This window comes from Streptomyces sp. NPDC088350, from assembly GCF_044753545.1.
Lineage (GTDB): Bacteria > Actinomycetota > Actinomycetes > Streptomycetales > Streptomycetaceae > Streptomyces.
The window spans coordinates 26,664-51,453 of sequence record NZ_JBIVNL010000014.1 but is presented as its reverse complement, the minus strand read 5'-3'; the positions used below and the strand labels follow the sequence as shown (position 1 = coordinate 51,453).

The window sequence follows — 24,790 nt, the reverse complement described above, 5'->3', positions numbered from 1 at the left end:
TGAACGCTTATGGCTTGGTCAAGAGCCGGTCAAGCGCGTGCCACCGTAAGCGGGAGGTAAGTGCTTTGGGCAAGGCCTTTCCGTCGCGCTCGGGTGCGGTGGCGCGAAGTCACCGATGCCCGCGACCGGTGGCGCGTCCTGCGGAACCTAGCCGCCCCATGGGGAAACCTGTGGTTCTTTTGTGGTCGATCTGTGGGGTCTGTGAGGGTGTGGCGGCCGGAGTTGGCCGGTTTTCGACCATGGCCGGAATTTCCGAAATCGGGCACGAAGTGCCGTGTTCGGGTGGGCTTCGGCGCCTAGGCTGCGGCGCATGTGCGGAATTGTGGGATACGTGGGGTCGCAGTCGGCGCTCGATGTGGTGATGGCCGGACTGAAGCGGCTGGAGTACCGGGGTTACGACTCGTCGGGCGTCGCCGTGCTCGCGGACGGCGGGCTGGCGGCGGCCAAGAAGGCCGGGAAACTCGTCAATCTGGAGAAGGAACTGGTCGACCGCCCGCTGCCGGCGGGGTCGACGGGCATCGGGCACACCCGCTGGGCCACACACGGCGGCCCGACGGACGCCAACGCCCACCCGCATCTCGACAACGCGGGGCGCGTCGCCGTCGTCCACAACGGCATCATCGAGAACTTCGCCTGTCTGCGGGCCGAGTTGGCGGAGCGCGGGCACGATCTGGCCTCCGACACGGACACCGAGGTGGTCGCGCATCTGCTGGCCGAGGAGTTCTCGGCGTGCGCGGACCTGGCGGAGGCGATGCGGCAGGTGTGCCGGCGGCTGGAGGGCGCGTTCACGCTGGTCGCGGTGCACGCGGACGAGCCGGACGTGGTCGTCGGCGCCCGCCGCAACTCGCCGCTCGTCGTCGGGGTCGGCGAGGGCGAGGCCTTCCTCGCCTCCGACGTCGCCGCGTTCATCGCCCACACGCGGTCCGCGATCGAACTGGGCCAGGACCAGGTGGTCGAGCTGCGCCGCGACGGCGTGACCGTCACCGGTTTCGACGGTGCCCCGGCCGAGGTCCGCTCGTACCACGTCGACTGGGACGCCTCCGCCGCGGAGAAGGGCGGCTACGACTACTTCATGCTCAAGGAGATCGCCGAGCAGCCGAAGGCGGTCGCCGACACGCTGCTGGGCCGCATCGACGCGGCCGGCCTGCTGACCCTGGACGAGGTCCGCATCCCCGTCCATGAACTCCGCGAGGCCGACAAGGTCGTCATCGTCGCCTGCGGTACGGCCTTCCACGCGGGCCTGATCGCCAAGTACGCCATCGAGCACTGGACCCGGATTCCGTGCGAGGTGGAACTGGCGAGCGAGTTCCGGTACCGGGATCCGATCCTGGGCTCGCGGTCCCTGGTCATCGCCATCTCGCAGTCCGGCGAGACGATGGACACGCTCATGGCGCTACGGCACGCCCGCGAGCAGGGCTCGAAGGTGCTTGCCATCTGCAACACCAACGGCTCGACGATCCCCCGTGAGTCCGACGCGGTGCTGTACACGCACGCCGGGCCGGAGGTCGCCGTAGCGTCGACGAAGGCGTTTCTGACGCAGCTCGTGGCGTGTTATCTGGTCGCCCTCTATCTCGGCCAGGTGCGGGGTACCAAGTGGGGCGACGAGATCCTGGCCGTCATCCGGGACCTGTCGCAGATCTCCGGCGAGGTCGAACGGGTCCTGGAAACCATGGAGCCGGTACGGGAGTTGGCACGGTCTGTCGCCTCCAAGAACACCGTGCTGTTCCTGGGGCGGCACGTCGGATATCCCGTTGCTCTCGAAGGCGCCCTGAAGCTCAAGGAGTTGGCGTACATGCACGCCGAGGGCTTCGCGGCGGGCGAGTTGAAGCACGGCCCGATCGCCTTGATCGAGGAGGGTATGCCGGTCGTCGTCGTGGTTCCCTCGCCGCGTGGGCGGTCTGTCCTCCACGACAAGATCGTGTCCAACATTCAGGAGATCCGGGCGCGCGGTGCGATGACCATCGTGATCGCGGAGGAGGGGGACGAGACGGTCGTCCCGTACGCGGACCACCTGATCCGGATCCCGGCCACGCCCACGTTGCTGCAACCGCTGGTCGCGACCGTGCCGTTGCAGGTGTTCGCCTGTGAGCTGGCCACGGCTCGCGGCAACGAGGTGGATCAGCCTCGGAACCTGGCGAAGTCGGTGACCGTGGAGTAATCCTTCACGCCGTCGAGGAAGCCGCAAGTACGTGCGGTGTGAACTGGACGCTGTTTGTACGTGGCCGTCGGGCCACTCGCTCGCCAGCACGCCGGGTGGGCTTAGCGGCCAACGCCCGGTGGGGACACCCGCATCGGGGGGATGCAAGTGGTGGGCGGTGGGTGGTGGGTGAATTGGCAGATCCGGGCCACGGGGATCGGTCAAGGCTCCGGGTCGCTCGCGGATGGTGGTGGGGTGGCGGTCTGGGTGGCGGCACGCATCTGCCCCGTTGCCACTCCGCCCGGGGCTCACTTTGCCGCCCGCTCCCCACCCCCCCACCCTCTACCCTCTGCAGGCTGGGGTCATTTCTAACCGCTCACATGACATGCCAGTGGTTAGTCTGGCACCCAGCTTCCAGCAACCCCCCACCCCGTCCTTCGCCCGCCCCACCCGCTACCCACTCGCGGTTGGCCGCTAAGCCGGCCCGGCGTGCTGGCGAGACGCAGACGCGTCCCCATCGCTCCGGCCGGGGACGTAGCTCAGGTAGGGGGCTTCCTGCCTGGGCCCCCGTTCTTTCGGGCCGCTCGCTCGCTTCTCCAACGGGCTGGAGCGTCCCGAGTCAAGGGTGGAGCGCAGCGGAATCGGCGTAGCCGACGCGACCGTAGGGAGCGCCCTTTACTCGGGGCGTGGAAGCCCGACACTGGCTAAGAAGCGAGTGGCCCAACGGTTACTTCGGGAACGTCGGGAGTGCGAAAGGGCCGCCACACCCCGAAGGGTGCAGCGGCCCTCGGCCGAAGTTGCCGTAGACGGGTGTCAGTGGACGTCGCCCATGAGTTCCTTGACCTTCTTGCGGTACATCCAGACCGCCGTGCCCGCCAGCACCGCGAGGACGGCCTGGAACGCGACGATGCCCGTCTTGTTCAGGTCCACGCCGGCGATGGAGAGCAGACCCGTCGTGGCGTCGCCGGCCGTCACCGCGAGGAACCAGACGCCCATCATCTGGGAGGCGTACTTGGCGGGAGCCATCTTCGTGGTGACGGAGAGTCCGACGGGGGAGAGGGTCAACTCGCCCACCGTCTGGACGAAGTAGATCGCCACCAGCCACATCGCCGCCGCCTTGTGACCGCCGTCGGCGATCGCGAGCGGGGCGAGGAAGAGGAAGAAGGACGCGCCGATCAGGACGAGGCCCATCGCGAACTTCGTCGCCGTGCTCGGTTCCTTGCCGCGGCGGGCCAGGGCCAGCCAGGCCCAGGCGAAGACCGGGGCGAGGGCCATGATGAGGACCGGGTTGACGGACTGGTACCAGGAGACCGGGAAGTTCCAGCCGAAGACGGTGTTCTTGGCCGAGGAGTCGGCGAACAGCGACACCGTCGAGCCGCCCTGGTCGTAGATCATCCAGAAGACGGCCGCGGCGACGAAGAACCAGATGTACGCGGACATCTTCGACTGGTCGGCGCGGCCGAGGGTCTTGTCGCGCTTGATGCGGGCGATGACGAGGACGGGGATGAGCAGGCCGGCGACCGTGATCGGGACCAGCAGCCAGTTCAGCGTGTAGTGGCCGGAGAAGCCGACGATCGCGTAGAAGACGACGGCGACGGCGGCCCACAGCGCGGACTTGCGCAGGGTGGCCGACTTCTCCGCGGCGGACAGCGGCGTGGGGACGACGTCCGAGCGGGAGCTGAGGTGGCGCGTGCCGAGCAGGTACTGGGCGAGGCCGAGCGCCATGCCGACCGCGGCGAGCGCGAAGCCGAGGTGCCAGTCGACGTTCTCGCCGACGGTGCCGATGGCCAGCGGCGCGGCGAAGGCGCCGAGGTTGATGCCGATGTAGAAGAGGGTGAAGCCGCCGTCGCGGCGCGGGTCGTCGGGGCCCTCGTAGAGGTGGCCGACCATCGTGGAGATGTTGGCCTTGAGGAGGCCGGAGCCGATCGCCACCAGGCCCAGGCCGGCGAAGAACGTGCCGGAGGTCGGGAGGGCCAGGGTGAGGTGGCCGAGCATGATGATCACGCCGGCGACCGCGACGGTCTTGCGGGGACCGAGGATCCGGTCCGCGAACCAGCCGCCGGGCAGGGCGAGCAGGTACACGAGGGACAGGTACACCGAGTAGATCGCGGTAGCGGTGGCCGCGCTCAGGTGCAGGCCGCCGGGGGCGACCAGGTACAGGGGGAGCAGGGCCCTCATGCCGTAGTAGGAGAAGCGCTCCCACATCTCGGTCATGAAGAGCGTGGCCAGTCCGCGGGGGTGGCCGAAGAAGGTCTTCTCGGAACCGGGGGTGCCCGGAGTCACCGAGTCCTTCGTCAGGCTGGACGCCATGGTCGATCCTTGCTGGTCGGGAGGGCCGCACGCAAAAGGGACCTTCAGCTGTGAATGCTCGCCAAAGGTCCCCAGTGTCATTACAGGCGGTCCAGTCACCATACGACAGGACACTGCCGGATATGGAAGGACTTGAGACATCGATCACAGGAAGAAGGGGAACCGCAGCCGACCTTTCCAAGGTGATCGCAAGGATGGCATCCCACAGGCGCAGGTTCGGACCAGATTCTTCGCGCGAGCGAATCCGACGTGCGGCAAGGTAAGAATCACTCGTGGCGATCACACCCCGACCGCTGTCCGAGGCGGACTACCATCACCTCATGACCCGTGTACTGCTCGCCGAGGACGACGCGTCCATTTCGGAGCCGCTGGCCCGCGCTTTGCGACGGGAAGGTTACGAGGTCGAGGTGCGCGAGGACGGACCGACAGCGCTCGACGCCGGCATTCAGGGCGGCATCGACCTGTGTGTCCTGGACCTGGGCCTGCCCGGCATGGACGGCCTGGAAGTGGCCCGCCGACTGCGCGCCGAAGGCCACACCGTTCCGATCCTCATCCTGACCGCACGCGCCGACGAGGTGGACACCGTCGTCGGTCTCGACGCGGGCGCCGACGACTACGTCACCAAACCCTTCCGGCTCGCCGAACTGCTCGCCCGTGTCCGGGCCCTGCTGCGGCGCGGCGCCGCCGAACCCGCGCAGCCGCCCGCCACGCACGGCGTCCGGATCGACGTGGAGTCGCACCGCGCGTGGATGGGCGACGAGGAACTCCAGCTCACCGCCAAGGAGTTCGACCTGCTGCGGGTGCTCGTGCGGGACGCCGGGCGGGTCGTCACCCGGGATCAGCTGATGCGCGAGGTCTGGGACACGACGTGGTGGTCGTCCACCAAGACCCTCGACATGCACATCTCCTGGCTGCGCAAGAAGCTCGGTGACGACGCGGCCAACCCTCGGTACATCGCCACGGTGCGTGGTGTCGGGTTCCGGTTCGAGAAGAGCTAGCGGCCCGTGCGTCGTCGGCTCATCCAGTCCACGCTCGCCGTGGTGCTCGTGGTCATCGCCGTGTTCGGTGTGTCCCTCGTCATCGTCGAGACCCGCACGATCAGCAACAGCGCCCAGGAACGCGTGGATTCCGAGGCGCTCAGGCTGGCCAGCATCGTGGACAGCCGGATCCTCGGGGCGGAGATCGTCGACTCGGAGGTGCTGCGCACCCAGGTCACGGAGGACCGCTACGCCGTGATCCGGATTCCCGGGGACCCGGTGATCGCGGTCGGCACCAGGCCGACGGGTGACGCCATCCGCTCCACCGCCAAGGGCGAGGAGGGCGAGACGGTCACCGTGGAGGAGCCGCGCTCGACCGTCACCCGTGAGGTCGGGCGGACGCTGCTCATCATCGGCGCCGTCGCGCTGCTGGCCGTGGTGGCCGCCGTACTGCTCGCGGTACGGCAGGCCAACCGGCTCGCCTCGCCGCTCACCGACCTCGCGGAGACCGCCGAGCGGCTCGGTTCGGGTGACCCGCGCCCCCGGCACAAGCGGTACGGCGTCCCCGAGTTGGACCGGGTCGCCGATGTCCTCGACTCCTCCGCCGAGCGCATCGCGCGCATGCTCACCGCCGAACGCAGGCTCGCCGCCGACGCCTCGCACCAGCTGCGTACGCCGCTCACCGCGCTGTCCATGCGCCTTGAGGAAATCACCCTCACGGACGACCCGGACACGGTGAAGGAGGAGGCGACGATCGCGCTGACGCAGGTCGAGCGGCTCACGGACGTCGTGGAGCGGCTGCTGACGAACGCGCGCGACCCCCGTACCGGCTCCGCCGTCTCCTTCGACCTCGACGAGGTCATCCAGCAGCAGCTCGCCGAGTGGCGGCCCGCCTACCGCAGCGCCGGCCGCGCGATCGTCAGCTCGGGCAAGCGGCATCTGCGGGCCGTCGGCACCCCGGGCGCGGTCGCCCAGGTGCTGGCCGCGCTGATCGAGAACTCCCTGATGCACGGCGGCGGCACGGTCGCCCTGCGCACCCGCGTCACCGGCAACCAGGCCGTCGTGGAAGTCACGGACGAGGGTCCGGGGGTCCCCACCGACCTCGGCGCCCGGATCTTCGAGCGCACGATCAGCGGCCGGAACTCCACGGGGATCGGCCTCGCCGTCGCGCGTGACCTCGCGGAGGCGGACGGCGGGCGGCTGGAGATGCTGCAGCTGCAGCCGCCGGTGTTCGGGCTGTTCCTGTCGCGTACGCCGCCGACGAAGCGGCTGCCGGTGGAGAACGAGGAGCCCACGGTCCGCTGAACCCCGGTGGAAAACGGGTGATTCAGCTCACGTGCTGCTTGGGGCGGGGCAGCGGCTCGGGCTTCGGCTCCGGGAAGGTCTCCGCCCCGGCGGCCGGTTCCTCGGGCTCGTCCTCGACCGGCAGGGCCTTGAACACCCAGGTGCGGTACGACCAGAAGCGGAACAGCGTCGCGATGCCGATGCCGAGCACCTTGAAGACGTTGCGCTGCAGCGAGCTGTCCCAGCCGAAGCCGTAGATCGCCGCGAACAGGACGCCGTTCTCGATCACCAGGCCGACGAGGCTGAACGCCAGGAACAGGGTGAGTTCCTTGGTGCGGGCGCCCTTGTCGCGGTCACGGTAGGTGAAGTAGCGGAAGCCGACGTAGTTGCACGCGATGGCCACGATCGTGGCGATCACGTTGGCGCGCACGGCCTGCAGGCTGGTCAGATGCCACAGCAGGTTGGAGACCGCGAAGTTCACCACGGTGCCCACCACGCCCACCGCGCCGAACTTGGCGACCTCGCGTGCGAGCCGTTTGAAAGGCCCTTCGGAACCACGTTCCATGGCTGGGCAGGCCTCCGTCTTCTCGGATTCTGGACCCAGCCATGCTAACCACCGCTTTCGTCCGGCGCCCGCGAAGCCGCTCACAGGTAGGGAAGAGACCCGGAAAAGGACGGTAAGAGGTACGGAAATCGGGCCGCCCCGGCGTGACCGATACCCTGGGGGAGTGACGTTCCCGGTAGTCGGCATGGTCGGCGGGGGGCAGCTCGCTCGTATGACACACGAGGCGGGCATCCCGCTCGGCATCAGATTCAGGCTTCTCAGTGACACCCCTCAGGATTCCGCGGCGCAGGTCGTCGGCGATGTCGTCATCGGCGACTACCGCGACCTCGACACGCTGCGTGACTTCGCGCGGGGCTGCGATGTGATCACCTTCGATCACGAACACGTACCCACCGAGCATCTGCGCGCCCTGGAGGCGGACGGCGTCCCCGTGCGCCCCGGCCCGGACGCGCTCGTGCACGCCCAGGACAAGGGCGTGATGCGCGCGAAGCTCGTCGAGATCGGTGTGCCGTGCCCGCGGCACCGCATCGTGAGCGACCCGGCGGACGTGGTCGCCTTCGCGGAGGAGGGGGACGGCTTCCCGGTCGTCCTCAAGACCGTCCGCGGCGGCTACGACGGCAAGGGCGTGTGGGTCGTCGACTCCGTGGAGGAGGCCGCCGATCCCTTCCGCGCCGGCGTCCCCGTGCTCGCCGAGGAGAAGGTCGACTTCGTCCGGGAGCTGGCGGCGAACGTCGTACGCTCCCCGCACGGCCAGGCGGTCGCCTACCCGGTCGTCGAGTCCCAGCAGGTCAACGGCGTCTGCGACACGGTGATCGCACCCGCCCCCGGTCTGGACGAGTCCCTCGCGCTGCGGGCCGAGGAGATGGCCCTGCGCATCGCCAAGGAACTCGGCGTCGTCGGCCACCTCGCCGTCGAGCTGTTCCAGACCGTCGACGGCCGCATCCTCGTCAACGAACTCGCCATGCGCCCGCACAACTCGGGTCACTGGACCCAGGACGGCGCGATCACCAGCCAGTTCGCCAACCACCTCCGCGCGGTCCTCGACCTCCCGCTGGGTGATCCGCGCAAACGTGACACATGGACCGTCATGTGTAACGTTCTCGGCGGCGACTACCCGGACATGTACTCCGCGTACCTGCACTGCATGGCCCGCGATCCGCGGCTGAAGATCCACATGTACGGCAAGGACGTGAAGCCCGGCCGCAAGGTGGGTCACGTCAACACCTACGGCGACGACCTGGACGACGTCATCGAGCGCGCCCGCCACGCAGCCGGCTATCTGAGAGGCACGATCACCGAATGAGCCCCGTCGCAGGACCCGTCGCAGGACCCGTCGTAGGAATCGTCATGGGGTCGGACTCCGACTGGCCCGTCATGGAGGCCGCCGCGCAGGCCCTCGACGAGTTCGAGATCGCGTACGAGGTCGACGTCGTCTCCGCGCACCGCATGCCGCGCGAGATGATCACATACGGCGAGCAGGCCGACGGCCGCGGCCTCAAGGTGATCATCGCGGGCGCCGGCGGCGCGGCCCACCTCCCGGGCATGCTCGCCTCGGTGACCCCGCTGCCGGTGATCGGCGTCCCCGTACCGCTGAAGTACCTGGACGGCATGGACTCGCTGCTCTCCATCGTGCAGATGCCGGCCGGTGTCCCCGTCGCCACCGTCTCGGTCGCGGGCGCGCGCAACGCGGGCCTGCTCGCCGCCCGCATCCTGGCCACCCACGACGACGAACTCCTCGTCCGCATGCGGGAGTTCCAGCAGGAGCTGAACGACCAGGCCACCGAGAAGGGCAGGCGCCTGCGCGCCAAGGTCGAGAGCGGCGGCGGCAGCGGCTTCGGCTTCGGGAAGTGACGGGCATGACCTCGCTGGACCAGGCCCGCGAACTGCTCCGCGAGTTCCCGGTCGTCGACGGCCACAACGACCTGCCCTGGGCCCTGCGCAACCAGGTCCGCTACGACCTCGACGCCCGCGACATCGCCGTCCACCAGAACGCCCATCTGCACACCGACATCCCGCGCCTGCGCGAGGGCGGCGTCGGCGCGCAGTACTGGTCGGTGTACGTCCGCTCGGACCTGCCCGACCCGGTGCCGACGACACTCGAACAGATCGACTGCGTACGGCAGTTGCTGGCCCGCTACCCGCGGGACCTGGCGCCGGCGCTGACCGCCGCGGACATGGAGTCGGCGCGCGCGGAGGGCCGTATCGCCTCCCTCATGGGTGCGGAGGGCGGGCACTCGATCGCCAACTCCCTCGGCACGCTGCGGGGGTTGTACGCGCTCGGCGTCCGCTACATGACGCTCACCCACAACGACAACGTCGCGTGGGCGGACTCGGCGACGGACGAGCCGGGCGTGGGCGGACTGTCGGCGTTCGGCCGTGAGGTCGTGCGGGAGATGAACCGCGAGGGCATGCTCGTCGACCTCTCGCACGTGGCGGCGACGACGATGCGCGACGCGCTCGACACGTCGACGGCCCCCGTGATCTTCTCCCACTCCTCCTCCCGGGCGGTCTGCGACCACCCGCGCAACATCCCGGACGACGTGCTCGAACGCCTCCCCGCCAACGGTGGTGTGGCGATGGTGACGTTCGTACCGAAGTTCGTGCTCCAGGCCGCCGTGGACTGGACGGCCGCGGCCGACGACAACATGCGCGCGCACGGCCTGCACCACCTGGAGACCACCGCCGAGGCGATGAAGGTGCACCGCGCCTTCGAGGAGCTCAACCCGCGCCCGATCGCCACGGTCTCCACCGTCGCCGACCACCTCGACCACATGCGCGAGGTCGCGGGCGTCGACCACCTCGGCATCGGCGGCGACTACGACGGCACGGCCTTCACCCCCGACGGCCTCAGCGACGTCTCCGGCTACCCGAACCTCATCGCGGAACTCCTGGACCGCGGCTGGTCCAGGACCGACCTCGCCAAACTGACCTGGCGGAACGCGGTACGGGTGCTGGGCGCGGCGGAGGACGTGGCGCGGGAGCTCCGCGCGACGCGGGGGCCGTCGAACGCGACGATCGAGTCGCTGGACGGGTGACCGGCGCGGCGCGGGAGCGCCGACCTCCCGCGCCGTACCCCGAACGCCCCGCTCACCAGGAAGCCCCCACGTCGGCGTGCGACGGTGACCGTACTGCCGTAACGACGTACGGAGCCCCGCCATGGCCGACCTCCAGGACCAACTGCACGCGACGACCGAGGTCGGCGAGCTCGACGACTTGGTCCACGAGCCCTTTCCCGCCGGGCCCTTCCCGCCGGACACCGCGGAACCGTACGACCCCGTCTCCGACCCCGACGCGGCCCCGCTGGAGCGCGCCCGCGCCATCCTCGCCGCGCACCCGGTCGCGGACGGCTACAGCGGGCTGCCGTGGGCGCTGCGGCACCTGCCGTGGTTCGACCTGGAGCTGGGCGAGAGTTCCGTGGACACCGATGTGCCGCGGCTGCGCGAGGGCCATGTCGGCGCGCTGTTCTGGTCACTGCACCTGCCGGAGGGGCTGGCCGGGGACCGGGCGGTGGGCGCCACCCTGGAGCAGCTGGACCTCGTGAACACGGTGGTCCGCGCCCACCCCGAGGGCCTGCGCCTGGCGTACACCGCAGGGCAGACCACCGACGTGCGCAACTGCGGCCGTATCGCCGTCCTCCTCGGCCCCGCCGGAGCCGCCGCGCTCGGCGAATCCCTGGGCATCCTGCGCTCCCTGCACGCGCTGGGGCTGCGCGTCCTCACGCTGTCCGGGGTGTCCTGGGCGAGCGAGGCCGGGCTGACCCGGTTCGGCGAGGAGGTCGTCCGCGAGATGAACCGGCTCGGCGTGCTCGCCGACCTCTCCGGCGCCTCCGAGGAGACGATCCGCCGCGCTCTCGCGGCGTCCAAGGCGCCGGTGCTGTTCACCCGTTCCGCCGCCCGCAGCCTGCGACCGCACCCGGCCAACCTCTCCGACGAACTCCTCGCCGCGGTGGGCGCCGCCAAGGGGCTGTGCATGGTGCCGCTCACCGCCGAGCAGACCGGCCCGTCCGTCCGGGACGTCGCCGACCACGTCGACCACGTCCGCGAGGTCGCGGGCCGCGAGTGCGTCGCCCTGTCCGGCACCTACGACGCCGGCACCGCCCACCCGCAGGACCTCGCCGACGCCTCCTGCTACCCGCACCTCGTCGCCGAACTCCTCCACCGCGGCTGGTCCGAGCCCGACCTCGCCCTGCTCAGCTGGGGCAACGTCCAACGCGCCCTGCGCGGCGCCGACTTCACGGCCCGCGCCGCACAGCAGCGCCGCGAGCCGTCGACGGCGAAGATCGCCGAGCTGGACGGGTAGCTCTCCGGTCAGTGGTCGATCCGGCAGAGGCAGAAGGGATGCCCTGCCGGATCGGCGTACACCCGGAAGTCCTCCTTGTCCTGCCTCTCCAACAGCCGCGCGCCGAGCGCCAGTACGGCACTCTCCGCCGCGTCGATCCCCTCCCATGTCGACCCGGCGTCGAAGTCGAGATGGAACTGCTGCGGCCGGTCGGGGCGCGGCCACTCCGGCGGGACGTACTCCGTCACCCGCTGGAAGGCGATCCGGGGCCCGCCCGGAATGTCGAGGACGACCCACTCGTCGTCGGCGGCGCGAGGCGTGCCGCCCAGGATCCCGGCGTAGAAGGCGGCCAGCGCGAGCGGATCCGGGCAGTCGATCACGGTGGAACGGAAACGTGCGACGGCAGTCAAGGCGACCTCCTGGGTCAGTGGGCGCAGAGGCAGAACGGGTGCCCCGCCGGGTCGGCGTACACGCGCCAGGCGCGGGAGCGGTCGTCGGTGTCCAGCGGCCTCGCGCCCAGCGCCAGTACGTCCTTCTCGGCCGCGTCCAGGTCCTCGACGGTCAGGTCGAGATGGAACTGCTGCGAGTCGCCGGGTGTCGGCCATTTCGGCGGTACGTGTCCCAGGGCCTCCTGGAACGCCAGCGACTGTCCGCCGGGCACCTTCAGGTCCACCCAGTCGCCCTCGCCCTCTCCTTCGACGGTGCCGCCCAGGATCCCGGCGTAGAAACCGGCGAGCGCGCGCGGGTCGGGACAGTCGAGGACGACGGCACCGAGCTTGGCGATGGCCATGACGAACTCCTCCTTGTTACCTGTATACGGCGTCAGTCAGTAACGGTTACTGCATGCTCCCGCATTGGAGGTAACGTCGCAAGCATGAGTGAGAGAGTTCCCGCGCCCGGAGACCTGGCCCTGATCGAGGCCCTGGTCAACACGCTGGACATCGAGGCGGGCGCCGACGCACTCGGCACGGCGGACGGCCGCGCCCGCTTCGGACTCACGGAGGGGCAGGTGCCGCAGGCCCGCGAACTCCGTGAGTCGCTGCGCGCGATCCTGCTCGCCCACGCCGGCCACCCCGCGCACCGCGAGACCACCCCGCTGGGCGAACTCCTCGCGCGGGCCCCGCTGTTGATCGCGATCGACGCCCACGACGGCTCCGCGCGCATCGAGCCGGCCGACGCCGAACCCCTCCTCGCCCGCGTGGCCTCGGCGATCGCCCGGTCACTCGCCGAGGGCACCTGGCCCCGCCTCAAGGCCTGCGAAGCCCCCACCTGCCACTGGGCGTACTACGACCGCAGCCCGGCGGGCAGAGGCCGCTGGTGCTCGATGGCGGTGTGCGGATCGCGCGCGAAGATGCGCCGGTACCGGGCCAAGTAGCCCTGGCCGGAGGCGACTTGGGCGGTCGCCGCACCGAGGGGGGCCCAGTGGTGCAGAATGCAGCAAGACGCCGGTCCGGCCGACTGAGCCTCGGCCGGACCGGCGTCGCCTGCGCGCGGACGGACACCTATGCCGTGGGGCGGCCCATCGCGCGGAACGTCCAGCCCGCCTTCCGCCACAGCGCGGGGTCGAGCGCGTTGCGCCCGTCGAGAACCACCCGGGCGCGTACGGCCTCGCCGAGCGCCGCCGGGTCCAGCTCGCGGAACTCGCGCCACTCCGTGAGGTGCAGGACGACATCGGCGCCCCGGACGGCCTCCACGGCGGTGTCGGCGTAGCCCAGCGTCGGGAAGAGCCGTAGCGCGTTGGTCATGCCCTTCGGGTCGTACACCGTGACCTGGCCGCCCTGGAGGTGGATCTGGCCGGCGACGTTCAGCGCGGGGGAGTCGCGGACGTCGTCCGAGTCGGGCTTGAAGGTCGCGCCGAGGACGGCGACCCGCTTGCCCAGGAAGGACCCGCCGCCGAGCGCCTCCCGGGTCATCTCCACCATCTGCCCGCGCCGCCGCATGTTGATGGAGTCGATCTCGCGCAGGAAGGTGAGGGCCTGGTCGGCGCCCAGTTCACCGGCGCGCGCCATGAACGCCCGGATGTCCTTCGGCAGGCACCCGCCACCGAACCCGATCCCGGCCCGCAGGAACTTCTTCCCGATCCGGTCGTCGTGCCCGATCGCCTCGGCCAGCTTCACGACGTCCCCGTCCGCGGCCTCGCAGACCTCGGCCATCGCGTTGATGAAGGAGATCTTCGTGGCGAGGAAGGAGTTCGCGGCGGTCTTCACCAGCTCGGCGGTCGGGAAGTCGGTCACCACGAACGGCGACCCGGCCCGGACCGGCGTCGCGTACACCTCGCGCAACAGCCTCTCGGCCCGCTCGCTCCGCACCCCGACCACGATCCGGTCCGGATGCAGCGTGTCCTGGACGGCGAACCCCTCCCGCAGGAACTCCGGGTTCCACGCCAGCTCGGCATCCACGCCGACGGGCGCGTGCGCGGCGAGATAGGCGGCCAGCCGGTCCGCCGAACCGACCGGCACGGTGGACTTGCCCACGACCAGCGCGGGGCGGGTGAGGTGCGGGGCGAGCAGCTCGAAGGCCCGGTCGACGTACGACATGTCGCAGGCGTACTCGCCGTGCTTCTGCGGGGTGTTCGTGCACATGAAGTGGACGTCGCCGAACTCCGCGACCTCGGCCCAGTCCATGGTGAAGCGCAGCCGCCCGCTGGAACCCTCGATCCCGGCGACATGCTTGCGCAGCAGCTCCTCAAGCCCCGGCTCGTACATCGGGACCTCACCCCGCTGGAGCATCTCGATCTTCTCGGGAACGACGTCGAGCCCCAGCACCTCGAAGCCCAGTTCGGCCATGGCCGCGGCGTGCGTGGCGCCGAGATAGCCGGTGCCGATCACGGTGATCTTGAGGGCCATGAGTGCTCCAGAAGGGGTACGGGGGCGATGCGCGCCCGAGCATAACCGGCGGTCCCACCGGGCACCTTTCCCCCTGTCGCCAAGCTCACGTATCACTCCCGTGGGCGGGCCCCTAAAATTTGGGTTACTTAACAGTAATTAGCATCGTCATCACAGCGTCCTTGGAGCGTGAGAGACCTTGGCCGGATCGGCTGACTTCGACCTGTACCGCCCGTCAGAGGAGCACGACATGCTCCGCGACGCGATCCGCTCACTGGCCGAGGCGAAGATCGCGCCGTACGCCGCAGCGGTGGACGAGGAGTCACGCTTCCCGCAGGAGGCCCTCGACGCCCTCGTCGCGAACGACCTGCACGCCGTCCACGTACCCGAGGAGTACGGCGGCACCGGCGCGGACGCGCTGGCCACGGTGATCGTGATCGAGGAGGTGGCCCGCGTGTGCGCGTCCTCCTCCCTCATCCCCGCGGTGAACAAGCTGGGCTCGCTCCCGGTGATCCTCTCGGGCTCCGAGGACCTGAAGAAGCGGTACATGACCCCGCTCGCCAAGGGCGACGCGATGTTCTCGTACGCCCTCTCCGAGCCGGACGCGGGCTCGGACGCGGCCGGCATGAAGACGAAGGCGGTCCGCGACGGCGACCACTACGTCCTCAACGGCGTGAAGCGCTGGATCACCAACGCGGGCGTCTCCGAGTACTACACGGTGATGGCGGTGACGGACCCCGAGAAGCGCTCCAAGGGCATCTCGGCCTTCGTCGTCGAGAAGTCCGACGAGGGCGTCTCCTTCGGCGCCCCGGAGAAGAAGCTCGGCATCAAGGGCTCCCCGACCCGCGAGGTCTACCTCGACAACGTCCGCATCCCGGCCGACCGCATGATCGGCGCCGAGGGCACCGGCTTCGCCACCGCGATGAAGACCCTGGACCACACCCGCATCACCATCGCGGCCCAGGCCCTCGGCATCGCCCAGGGCGCCCTCGACTACGCCAAGGGCTACGTCAAGGAACGCAAGCAGTTCGGCAAGCCGATCGCCGACTTCCAGGGCATCCAGTTCATGCTCGCCGACATGGCCATGAAGATCGAGGCCGCCCGCGCCCTCACCTACCAGGCCGCGGCGGCCTCGGAACGCGGCGACAAGAACCTCACCTTCCAGGGCGCGGCGGCCAAGTGCTTCGCCTCGGACGTGGCGATGGAGGTCACCGTCGACGCGGTCCAGCTCCTGGGCGGCTACGGCTACACGCGTGACTATCCGGTGGAGCGGATGATGCGCGACGCGAAGATCACGCAGATCTACGAAGGCACGAACCAGGTCCAGCGCATCGTCATGGCGCGCAACCTGCCGTAACGGCAAGCAAAGAAGGGGGCCCTTGCCGGTTCCGGCAAGGGCCCCCTTCTCATGTCACCGGTCGCGTCAGTTGCCCGAGACCGTGACCTTCTGGTCGTTGTTCAGCTCGTTCACCAGGGTCTTCACCTTCGCCTTGTCCCAGACGAGGTTGCCGCCGACGGAGCCCGAGAGCGGCATGTTCATCGAGGTGCCGTCGCCGCCGCTGACGCCCTTCATCGCCCAGAACATGGACGCCAGGTCCCAGAGCGACATGCCCTTGTCGACGGAGAGGGAGTCGAGGCCGGCGCCGAGCGTCGGGTAGAGCTTGAACGGGTTCAGCAGGGTCCCCGGGGTCGCCACCTGGTGGGCCAGGGCCGACAGGAACTTCTGCTGGTTCTTCGTGCGCTGGAGGTCGGAGGCGGCGAACGCGTGCCGCGTACGGACGAAGGCCAGCGCCTGCTCGCCGTTCAGTGTCTGCTTGCCGGCCTTGAAGTCGGCGCCCGAGTACGAGTCCTTGAAGCCCTTGTCGATGGTGAGCGTGACACCGCCGACCGCGTCCACGATGTCCGCGAAGCCGTTGAAGCCGATCTCGACGTAGTGGTCGATGTGCAGGCCCATGTTGTACTCGACCGTGCGGACCAGGAGCGTCGGCCCGTCCTCCGCGTACGCCGCGTTGAGCTTCGTCTGCCGGCCGGTGTTCTTGTACGTCTTGCCCGAGGTGGAGCCCACGTACGACGGGATCGTGACGTTCGAGTCGCGCGGCAGCGAGATCAGGGTGTCGCCGCTGGAGCCCACGTGCAGGATCATCATCGAGTCCGTGCGCTTGCCCGCGGCGGAGCCGGTGTGCAGCTTCTTCTTCTCGGCGGCGGACAGTCCCTCGCGGCTGTCGGAACCGACGATCAGGTAGTTCGTGCCGTCGCCCCCCGACGGCCGGTCGATCACCTTCGACAGGTCGACGTCGCGGTTCAGCTTGGAGTCGGCCCAGAAGTAGGTCCCGACGGTGGTCACGACCAGCACGGTGACCACGGTGATCGCGGTCCACTTGATACGACGGCGCCAGTTCGGCGCCCGCCGCGGACCCCGCCCGCCGTCCGGTCCGCCCGGCCCACCGCCGCCGTAGACCTGGCCGGTGTTGTAGCCGTCGTACCCGTTGTTGTCGTAGCCGCCCTGGCCGTAGCCGTTCTGGCCCTCGTCGTAGCCCTGGCCGCCCGTGTACGACGGCTGCGGGGGGACTCCGGCGCCGTACGGCGGGGCCTGGGGGCCGCGTCGTACCTGGCGCATCACACGTGCGCTCTCCGGCTGTGCGTTCGCGCTACCGCGTCCGTACTCGTCGCCGCGGTTGCCGCCGGACCATCCCTCGGGCCAATCGTTCATGGGGCCCAGTGTGCAGGTTGCGCCCAGGTCCTTTACAAGGGTCGTAGGAAAATCAGGGCACTGCTGTTGCGAAGCCAACACAAAGTCCGCAGATGTCCACGCGGCACAGGGTGAAGCCCATGACAGACCTGCCGGGCAAGCCGACGTCCGCCTCCCGGACCACGCGCAGCCACATCATGGAGCTGCGCGAGAAGCGCGCCGCGGAGGGACTCGATTTCTGAAATGTGACACACGGACCCCCGAGTGTCACATTTTCAAGAACACCCCACCTCGTCCCCGGTCACCACCCCGGACCCGCCCTGCTGCACATCCGCCGCCCGCACCCGGGTGACCTGCTGGAAGTCACTCCCGGCGATCACCTTCAGCACCGGCCCCTGCCCCTTCACCGCGCGCAGTTCGCTCCCGGGCAGCGCCGCCGCGAGCGACCTTGCGGAACGGTCCCAGCGGGGGTCGTAGGAGACGACCGTCCGTCGTACGGTGCGGTCGGCCGCGCTCGTCGGCAGGTGCGTCGTACGGAACCCGGTCGCCGCCAGTGCCGCGTCCACGCGCTTGCCGAGGCCGCCCGTCGCCGTGCCGTTCTCCACCTGGACCTGGATCTGCTGCGGGGCCACGTCCACCTTGACGGCGCCGGCACGCGGCGCCCGGTGCACGGTCAGGGGCTGGTCGTCGCGCAGGGCCTGGAAGAGCTTGGCCGCCTTCGGCTCGTCCCACTTCAGGGTGGAACCGATGTCCTTCACGACGTACCCCATCTGCCCGATCGGCACGGTGGTGAACTCGGAGGAGGACGGGGAGAAGCTGCGCATCGCCCGCCCGAGGTCGAGGAGTTCGTCGGTGCCGAAGCCCTTGTCCGCGCGGACCGAGCCGAGCACGGCCCGGGTCACGTCACGGAACCTCAGCGGGTTCAGCAGCACCCCGGAGGAGGTGGCCTGGTCGATCAGCGCCGCCAGGAAACGCTGCTGGCGCTTCATCCGGCCGAGGTCGGAGGCCGCGTCGACGTGCCGCGAGCGGACGTACTGGAGGGCCTGACCGCCCATCAGGGTGTGCGATCCGGCGGGTAGGTCGAGGCCGGTGTAGGAGTCCTTGAGCGGTTCGGCGGTGCAGATCCTGACTCCACCCAGCACGTCGACCGTCTTCATGAAGCTGGTGAAGTCGACCTCCAGGTAGTGGTCGATCTTCACGTGGGTCATGCTCTCGACGGTCTGGACGGTGAGGTTGGGGCCGCCCTCCGCGTACGCCGCGTTGAGCTTGATGGGGTGCGCGGGACGGCCCTGGATCCCCGGTACCTCCGCGTAGGAGTCGCGCGGCAGGCTGACCACGCTGGCCCGCTCCCGGTCCTCCGAGATGTGCACGATCATGATCGTGTCGGTGCAGTGGCAGGGCGCGCCGCCGAGGTGGTACTTGTGCCGCTCCTCCTCGGTGATCCTGTCCCGGCCGTCGGTGCCGACGAGCAGGACGTTCATGCCGTGACCCGCGCGCGGGCGGTTCTTCATGTCCTTGAAGGGGTCGACGCGGGCGATGTCCGCGTCGAGGCTGGTGACCACCGCGTGGCCGATCCCGGCGGAGGCGAGCACCACCACGGACAGCGTCGTCGCCGCCCGCATGGCCCAGCGCGGCCTCTTCGGCCGTACGGGGGGCCGTGGGCGGCGCTGCGGGGGACGGGCGGCGGGGGAGCGGCGGGGCGGCGTGGGCATGGGGGACACCTCCGCGAGGGCCGTACGTGGGATCTTGAGCACCGTAGGCCGATACGATCTGATACCACGGTCGCCGCCCCGGGCGGGCGCATCGGTGTCCCCCGTTCGCGGTAACGTGAGCCCCCTATGAACGCCAAGCCCGACGCGCGACTCCCCGCCGTTTCTGTGATCATGCCCGTCCTCGACGAGGAGCGGCATCTGCGCGGAGCCGTCCAAGCGATCCTCGCGCAGGAGTACGACGGAGAGATGGAGGTCGTGCTCGCCCTCGGTCCCTCGAAGGACCGCACGGACGAGATCGCCGCCGAACTTGTGGCAGAAGATCCGCGCGTGCACACCGTCCCGAACCCGGCCGGCCGCACCCCCGCAGCCCTCAACGCCGCGATCAAGGCCTCCCGCCACCCGATCGTCGTCCGCGTCGACGGCCACGGCATGCTCTCGCCGAACTACATCGCCACCGCCGTACGCCTCCTGGAGGAGACCGGCGCGCAGAACGTCGGCGGCATCATGCACGCCGAGGGCGAGAACTCCTGGGAGGACGCGGTCGCCGCCGCGATGACCTCGAAGATCGGCGTGGGCAACGCGGCCTTCCACACGGGAGGACAGGCCGGGCCCGCCGACACGGTCTACCTCGGGGTGTTCCGCCGCGAGGCACTGGAGCAACAGGGCGGCTACAACGAGGAGTTCATCCGCGCCCAGGACTGGGAGCTGAACTTCCGCATCCGCGAGGCGGGCGGCCTCATCTGGTTCTCGCCCGAGCTGCGGGTCTCGTACCGCCCCCGCCCGTCGGTGAAGGCGCTGGCCAAGCAGTACAAGGACTACGGCCGCTGGCGGCACGTCGTCGCCCGCTACCACGAGGGCTCCATCAACCTGCGCTACCTCGCCCCGCCGACCGCCGTCTGCGCGATCGCGGCCGGCATCGTGGTCGGCGCGGCCCTGACCCCCTGGGGCTTCCTGGTCCCGGCCGGCTACCTCGCGGCGATCACCCTCGGCTCCCTCCCGGCGGGCAAGGGACTCTCGCTGAAGGCCCGGCTGCAGATCCCCGTCGCCCTCGCCACCATGCACATGTCCTGGGGCTACGGCTTCCTCACCAGCCCCAAGTCCCTCGCGAAGCGCGTCATCGCGTCCCGGAGGCCCGCGGTACTCAGCTCGACCAACAGCTGAGTACCGCCACGGCGAACGACGCCCCGGACCGCTACCAGACGTAGTTCGGGTCGACGTGCATGCACGCCGTGGTGTCCGAACCGTTGAGGACGTCGGCCGACGCCGGGGTCGTGTCGTCCTCGGCCGGTGCCTTGTACTTGGTGCCGGTGCTCCAGTCGGCGCCGACGACCAGGGTGACCCCGGAGACACTCGTCGACTTCTTCACCGCGCTCGTCGGGATGCCGAGCGCCTTGGCGACCCGCTGGGCGTCGCCCTCCAGGTCGGCGCTCGGATAGCGGACGACCGTCGTGGCCTCGCTGAGGATCTCCGACGAGTCCGCCACCGCCTCCTTGAAGCCCTTGCCCACGAGGAGCCCGGCCACCGTGGTCGCCCGCCCCCGTACCGCGCCGGTCGTGTCGGTCCGCGTGCCGTTCTCCACCTGTACGGCGATCCTGTCGTCGGCGGCGGCCGGATCGGTGGACGCCGTCACCGCCGTAGTGGTCGTCTTCTTCTTGTCCTTGCCGTCCAGCGCGATGTCCTCACGGACCAGCCGGAACAGCTTCGCCGCGTCGGCCGGCTTGGGCACCACCCGGCCGCTGCTGCCCGAGTACTCCCACGGCATCGTCGTCATGGTGATCCGGCCGGTCGGAACCTTCCTCAGTTCCGTGCTCAGGTCGTAGAGCTTGGCGACCGTCCCGAGACCGTTGTCGACGGTGATCGCCTTCGTCGCCGTCTCGGCGAGGCTGCGCAGCTTGGTCGGGTTGCTCAGCGTGGCGTTCTCGCGCAGCTGGCGGACCATCGAGTTCATGTACTGGTGCTGCGCCTTGGTGCGGGCGATGTCGGTGTCGTCCTCGAAGCCGTAGCGTGTCCGCAGCCACTGCAGGGCCTGCTTGCCCTTCACCGACGTCGTGCCCGCCTTCAGCTTCAGGCCGGAGCCCTTGCCGGAGGAGGTGTGCGAGTAGATGTTGGCGTTCACACAGACCGGCACCCCGCCGATCGCGTCCGCCATCGACACCACACCCGAGAAGTCGACCATCATGAAGTGGTCGATGTGGATGTCGGTGAGCTTCTCCCAGGTCGCCACCGTGCAGCCGGGGCCGCCGCGGCCCAGGGAGTCGTTCGTGATGACGTTCGTCTCGGCCGCGTACGTCTTCTTGGTGTCCGGGTCCGTGCACTTGGGGATGTCCACCAGGGTGTCACGGGGCATGCTCACGACCGACATGTTGGAGCGGTCCGCGGAGACGTGCAGCAGCATCTGGACATCTGCGCGGGCCGGGGTGCCGAAGGTGTCCTTCGCGCCGCCGAGCTTCTGGTTCTCCGCGGAGTCCCGCGCGTCCGAACCGATCAGCAGGATGTTCAACGGGGTCTGCCCGGCCGCGTTGGCCTTGGACTGGGCCGCCCTGTCCTTCTCGTCCCCGATGTTCAGGGGGTCTTTCTTGATGTTGTGGTTGAGATGCTCGTAGTACAGGTATCCGGCGCCGGCCGTCCCGGTTATGACCACCGCGAGGACGATCGCGGACCAGCGCAGAGCCCGCCGTCCACGGCCCTTGCGCGCTTCCGCCTTGCCGCTGCCGGGTCTCTTCCCGCCCTGCGGTATGAGCGACATCGTGTCCTCAACCGCCGGCACCTCCCCGCGCACGCTGCTCTGAGTCAAGTCCCCACCCCTCCCACGCCGCGCCCTGACGCACGGGTCCGCCCCGCGCCCTGTGAGACGCGGAACGGACCCGTGTGGTCACTTACTTGGCGCACTCAACCTTGTCCGCCGTGGACTTCTGGACCCCCTCCGGCGTCGACCCCGCGGTCGAGGTGAGCGGGATGCCGGCTCCCTTGAAGTCCTTGCCCAGGGTCAGCGTCATCGCCGGCAGGCCCTGGGAGTTCCGCACACTCTTGCCCGGCTTCATCGCGGACCCCGAGAGGCCCAGGATGGCGGCGAGCCGTCGAGCCTGGTCCGCCTGGTCGGGTGCGTACTCGAGGGTCGTCTTCGCGAGCGCAGCCGGAGCGTTGCCCGCGTTCTCGGACTTGAGCACGCCCTCATCATTCTGCAGCCACGTAAGAGTTTCCTGTGCGCTGCCGGCGACGGCCCCTCCGTTGAGGATCCGGACCCGCACCGCGGAGGCGGCGGACTTGGTGCCCTTGAGCCGGGCGGCCACGGCGGCCTTCTCCTTCGCCGCCTTCTGCTTGACGGCGGTGAAGGAGGTGTCGCTCTTGATCAACGAGAAGACCTGCGGGGCGGTCGAGTTGTTGAGGACGACCGTCACCGGGGTCTTCTCCGCCGGGTTGTCGACGACCGGCACGGTGGTGAAGGTGAGGTTCTTCGGGTTGAGTTTGCCCAGCTCCAGACCGAGGTCCTTCAGCTTGACGATGGAGTCGAGGTTGTCGTCGACGGTCAGCGCCTTGGTGCCGGTCTCCGCCAGCTTCAGCATCTTCCCGGGGCTGGTGAGCGTGGAGTTGGACTTCAGCTTCCGCATCAGCGCGCTGAGGAACTGCTGCTGGAGCGTGATCCGGCTCAGGTCACCGCCGAAGCCGACCGAGTGCCGGGTGCGCACGAAGGCCAGCGCCTGCTCGCCCGAGATGTTGTGCGTGCCCTTGGACAGCTTCAGATGCGAGTCCGAGTCGTCGATGTCCTTGGCCAGACAGACCTCGACCCCGCCGACCGCGTCCGTCAGCGTCTTCACGGCGTTGAAGTCGGCCACCATGAAGTCGTCGGGCTGGATCCCGGTCAGCTCGGTGACGGTCCGCAGGGTGCAGCTGGGCGTACGGCCGTCCTGGCCGAGGCTGGTGTTGAAGCGGACGCTCGTCGTGCCCGGGATGACCTTGGAGGTGCCGTCCGACTGGGTCGTCGGGCAGTCCGGGATGTCGGTGATCAGGTCACGGGGGATGCTGAGCGCGGTCGCGTTCGAGCGGTCCTTGGACACGTGCAGCAGGATCGTGGTGTCCGCGTGGCCGACGCTGCCGGCGTCGCCGTAGCCCTCGTTGCCCGCACCGGTGCGCTTGTCGGTGCCGATGATCAGCAGGTTGATGGCCTTGCCCTTGCTGAAGCCACCGGTGCTCGCGCCGTCGTCGGAGACGGCCGTGATGTTGTCGTTGAGATGCTTGATGTAGAGGTAGCCGCCCGCGGCGACGGCGACCAGCACGAAGGCCAGACCGCCACCGGTCCACATCAGGATCTTCTTGCCCTTGGCCTTCTTCTTGACCGGCCGGCGCCCGCGCCGCACCGGTGGCTCCTCGGGCGCACCCCGCCGTCTGCGCGGCGCCGGTACCTCACGCCCAGGGGTCTTCGGGACCGCCTCCCGCTCCGGCGCCGCCACACTGCGGTTCTGCACAGTGGCTCTACGGGGCCCCGGCACCGCTGACTGCGGTGTGGAAGGAGTCAGTCGCAGTTCGTATTCGCCAGTGTTCGGATTGAGTACCCACTGGTCTGCGGGGTCGATGTCGTCCGCCCGCCCACGGCCTTGCGCGTCCACGGTTTACCGAATCCTCCGTCGGGGCCACGCGGCGCCTTCCCCCTCCAGGCGCTCGGGTCTCGTTCATCCGGTGCGGCAAGCACACCGGATCGCTCACACTATCCGTCCAGTTGGGCGGCAAGTGACTGCGGTGACAAATTCCACGTCCCTACAACCGGTCAATCCGCCCTATTTTTCGGAACAAAAGTTCGTCGACCCGGTGAGCGCATTACCCGCAGGTGTCCTCGGCGGCGGTGTTCCCACGAAACGTGGGCGCGGGCGTGGCCCCGCCAACAGGCGCCGCATTACTGCCGTTTTTCCCTGAATCCAGCGGAACTTCCTTGGTCACGGCGACCGTTGCGTCGGCCCGCAACCGGGCGAACAGCTTTTCGGCCTCGGGCTCGACAAGTTGGTCGCGATTCGCGTTGTAGAGGTACGACTCCCGTGGAACGGTGAGGAATTGCACATGTTCGGTGGGGATGTTCCGCAAGCCGCGCACCAGTTCGTACAAACCGCGCAGATTAGCCAGATCCGGATCGGTCGTCAGTGACGAAGTCGCAGCGTCCAGCACGGGATACAGCTTCACCGGATTGAACAGCACGTCGTCGCTCCGCACCTTGTTGACCAGCGCGCCCAGGAACCCCTGCTGACGGTCCATCCGATCGGTGTCACTGCCGTTCCCCAACGACTTCCGCGCCCGCACATACCCGAGCGCCTGCTCCCCGTCGAGGGTCACGCGCCCCGCGGGCAGCGCCAACTTGGCGGCTTTGTCGCGAATAGGAGCTTTGAGGCAGACCTGTACCCCGTCCACGGCATCGACCATGTCCTTGAACCCATGGAAGTCCACCACCATGTGATGGTCGATCCGCACGTTCGTCAGCTTCTCCACGGTCCGGATCGTGCACCCCGAACCCCCCACCTGGAACGCGTAGTTGAACATCGCGAACATCGGCTCGCTCCGCGTCCCGTCCGGCCGCAGACACCCCGGCACATCCACCATCAGGTCCCGCGGCAACGACACGGCGGTGGCACTGCGCCGGTCGGCCGCCAGATGCAACAGGATCGTCGTGTCCGACCGCTCGGTCCCCGAGTCCCGCCCGTACTCCCCGTTCCCGTCCCCCGACCGCGAGTCCGACCCGATCAGCAGAATGTTCTGCGCCCCCTTCACGAGGGCGGTCGGCCGCTCCTTGTCGTACCGGGCGAGCTCGGCGGCGGCGGCGTTGTCGGGCGTGATGTTCGAGTCGAGCTTCGCGTAGACGGCCCATCCGACACCGGCGGCCCCTACGACGACCACGGCAACCCCGAGGGCCACCCCCCGCACCCACCGCCGACGCCGCCGACGTATGAGCCCCGCCCCGGACGCGGAGACCCCCGCACCCGGCCCGAGAACGCCTCCTGCGGTGTCGTCGAACACGTGCGGTTCCACCCCT

20 protein-coding genes are annotated in these 24,790 nt (G+C 69.4%); 10 read left to right on the top strand and 10 right to left on the bottom strand.

Annotation, left to right across the window (positions count from 1 at the left end; genetic code table 11):
* The first annotated feature begins 310 nt into the window (after positions 1–310).
* Complete coding sequence (gene glmS, locus ACIQBL_RS39200) at positions 311–2,158, top strand: glutamine--fructose-6-phosphate transaminase (isomerizing) (RefSeq protein ID WP_401951247.1); 1,848 nt, start codon at positions 311–313, stop codon at positions 2,156–2,158.
* 792 nt (positions 2,159–2,950) lie between these two features.
* Here glmS and ACIQBL_RS39195 read toward each other — a convergent pair.
* On the bottom strand, positions 2,951–4,447 hold the full coding sequence (locus tag ACIQBL_RS39195; RefSeq protein ID WP_401951244.1) for an oligopeptide:H+ symporter: 1,497 nt from the start codon (positions 4,445–4,447) through the stop codon (positions 2,951–2,953).
* Between the two features lie 320 nt (positions 4,448–4,767).
* Between ACIQBL_RS39195 and ACIQBL_RS39190 the strand changes: the two genes are divergently transcribed.
* Both ACIQBL_RS39190 and ACIQBL_RS39185 read left to right on the top strand, forming a co-directional pair.
* Positions 4,768–5,445, top strand: coding sequence for a response regulator transcription factor (locus ACIQBL_RS39190; RefSeq protein ID WP_174447603.1), 678 nt, complete (start codon positions 4,768–4,770; stop codon positions 5,443–5,445).
* Positions 5,446–5,451: 6 nt separating this feature from the next.
* Positions 5,452–6,729, top strand: coding sequence for an ATP-binding protein (locus ACIQBL_RS39185; RefSeq protein ID WP_401951242.1), 1,278 nt, complete (start codon positions 5,452–5,454; stop codon positions 6,727–6,729).
* A gap of 22 nt (positions 6,730–6,751) precedes the next feature.
* Here the strand turns inward: ACIQBL_RS39185 and ACIQBL_RS39180 are convergent, their stop codons facing one another.
* On the bottom strand, positions 6,752–7,273 hold the full coding sequence (locus ACIQBL_RS39180) for a GtrA family protein (RefSeq protein ID WP_401951239.1): 522 nt from the start codon (positions 7,271–7,273) through the stop codon (positions 6,752–6,754).
* Positions 7,274–7,436: 163 nt separating this feature from the next.
* Between ACIQBL_RS39180 and ACIQBL_RS39175 the strand changes: the two genes are divergently transcribed.
* The 4 genes from ACIQBL_RS39175 (at position 7,437) to ACIQBL_RS39160 (ending at position 11,572) form a co-directional block, all read left to right on the top strand.
* Positions 7,437–8,576 (top strand): 5-(carboxyamino)imidazole ribonucleotide synthase, encoded by a 1,140-nt coding sequence (locus ACIQBL_RS39175; RefSeq protein ID WP_401951236.1) that lies wholly within the window; start codon positions 7,437–7,439, stop codon positions 8,574–8,576.
* Complete coding sequence (gene purE / locus ACIQBL_RS39170) at positions 8,573–9,124, top strand: 5-(carboxyamino)imidazole ribonucleotide mutase (protein ID WP_401951234.1); 552 nt, start codon at positions 8,573–8,575, stop codon at positions 9,122–9,124. The genes ACIQBL_RS39175 and purE overlap by 4 nt, the downstream gene beginning before the upstream one ends.
* 5 nt (positions 9,125–9,129) lie before the next feature.
* Positions 9,130–10,308 carry a dipeptidase gene (locus ACIQBL_RS39165; RefSeq protein WP_401951231.1) on the top strand — a complete coding sequence of 393 codons (1,179 nt, stop codon included), beginning with the start codon at positions 9,130–9,132 and terminating at the stop codon, positions 10,306–10,308.
* Between the two features lie 121 nt (positions 10,309–10,429).
* Entirely contained in the window at positions 10,430–11,572 is a 1,143-nt protein-coding gene (locus ACIQBL_RS39160; RefSeq protein WP_401951229.1) for a dipeptidase, read from the top strand.
* An 8-nt stretch (positions 11,573–11,580) separates the two neighbouring features.
* Here ACIQBL_RS39160 and ACIQBL_RS39155 read toward each other — a convergent pair whose 3' ends face one another.
* Positions 11,581–11,961: a VOC family protein gene (locus ACIQBL_RS39155; protein WP_401951226.1), complete on the bottom strand. Its 381-nt coding sequence runs from the start codon at positions 11,959–11,961 to the stop codon at positions 11,581–11,583.
* Positions 11,962–11,975: 14 nt separating this feature from the next.
* Positions 11,976–12,341 (bottom strand): VOC family protein, encoded by a 366-nt coding sequence (locus tag ACIQBL_RS39150; protein WP_401951224.1) that lies wholly within the window; start codon positions 12,339–12,341, stop codon positions 11,976–11,978.
* A gap of 84 nt (positions 12,342–12,425) precedes the next feature.
* Here ACIQBL_RS39150 and ACIQBL_RS39145 point away from each other — a divergent pair, with 84 nt between their 5' ends.
* On the top strand, positions 12,426–12,926 hold the full coding sequence (locus tag ACIQBL_RS39145; protein ID WP_401951222.1) for a CGNR zinc finger domain-containing protein: 501 nt from the start codon (positions 12,426–12,428) through the stop codon (positions 12,924–12,926).
* Between the two features lie 127 nt (positions 12,927–13,053).
* Here the strand turns inward: ACIQBL_RS39145 and ACIQBL_RS39140 are convergent, their stop codons facing one another.
* Complete coding sequence (locus ACIQBL_RS39140; RefSeq protein WP_401951219.1) at positions 13,054–14,397, bottom strand: UDP-glucose dehydrogenase family protein; 1,344 nt, start codon at positions 14,395–14,397, stop codon at positions 13,054–13,056.
* Between the two features lie 178 nt (positions 14,398–14,575).
* Between ACIQBL_RS39140 and ACIQBL_RS39135 the strand changes: the two genes are divergently transcribed.
* Positions 14,576–15,733 carry an acyl-CoA dehydrogenase gene (locus ACIQBL_RS39135; RefSeq protein ID WP_266769313.1) on the top strand — a complete coding sequence of 386 codons (1,158 nt, stop codon included), beginning with the start codon at positions 14,576–14,578 and terminating at the stop codon, positions 15,731–15,733.
* 66 nt (positions 15,734–15,799) lie between these two features.
* Here the strand turns inward: ACIQBL_RS39135 and ACIQBL_RS39130 are convergent, their stop codons facing one another.
* Together ACIQBL_RS39130 and ACIQBL_RS39125 are read right to left on the bottom strand one after the other, a co-directional pair.
* A complete protein-coding gene (locus ACIQBL_RS39130) occupies positions 15,800–17,086 on the bottom strand; it encodes an LCP family protein (RefSeq protein ID WP_401951216.1) in 1,287 nt (428 codons plus the stop codon).
* Positions 17,087–17,340: 254 nt separating this feature from the next.
* Positions 17,341–18,777, bottom strand: a complete 1,437-nt coding sequence (locus tag ACIQBL_RS39125; RefSeq protein WP_401951213.1) for an LCP family protein — start codon at positions 18,775–18,777, stop codon at positions 17,341–17,343.
* A gap of 126 nt (positions 18,778–18,903) precedes the next feature.
* On the opposite strand from ACIQBL_RS39125, the gene ACIQBL_RS39120 reads away from it, so the two are divergent.
* Positions 18,904–19,938, top strand: coding sequence for a glycosyltransferase family 2 protein (locus ACIQBL_RS39120; protein WP_401951210.1), 1,035 nt, complete (start codon positions 18,904–18,906; stop codon positions 19,936–19,938).
* 31 nt (positions 19,939–19,969) lie between these two features.
* Here the strand turns inward: ACIQBL_RS39120 and ACIQBL_RS39115 are convergent, their stop codons facing one another.
* The 3 genes from ACIQBL_RS39115 to ACIQBL_RS39105 form a co-directional block, all read right to left on the bottom strand.
* Positions 19,970–21,523 (bottom strand): LCP family protein, encoded by a 1,554-nt coding sequence (locus tag ACIQBL_RS39115; protein ID WP_401951651.1) that lies wholly within the window; start codon positions 21,521–21,523, stop codon positions 19,970–19,972.
* A 130-nt stretch (positions 21,524–21,653) separates the two neighbouring features.
* Complete coding sequence (locus tag ACIQBL_RS39110) at positions 21,654–23,381, bottom strand: LCP family protein (protein WP_401951208.1); 1,728 nt, start codon at positions 23,379–23,381, stop codon at positions 21,654–21,656.
* A gap of 208 nt (positions 23,382–23,589) precedes the next feature.
* Positions 23,590–24,705 (bottom strand): LCP family protein, encoded by a 1,116-nt coding sequence (locus ACIQBL_RS39105; protein WP_401951649.1) that lies wholly within the window; start codon positions 24,703–24,705, stop codon positions 23,590–23,592.
* Between the last annotated feature and the right edge of the window lie 85 nt (positions 24,706–24,790).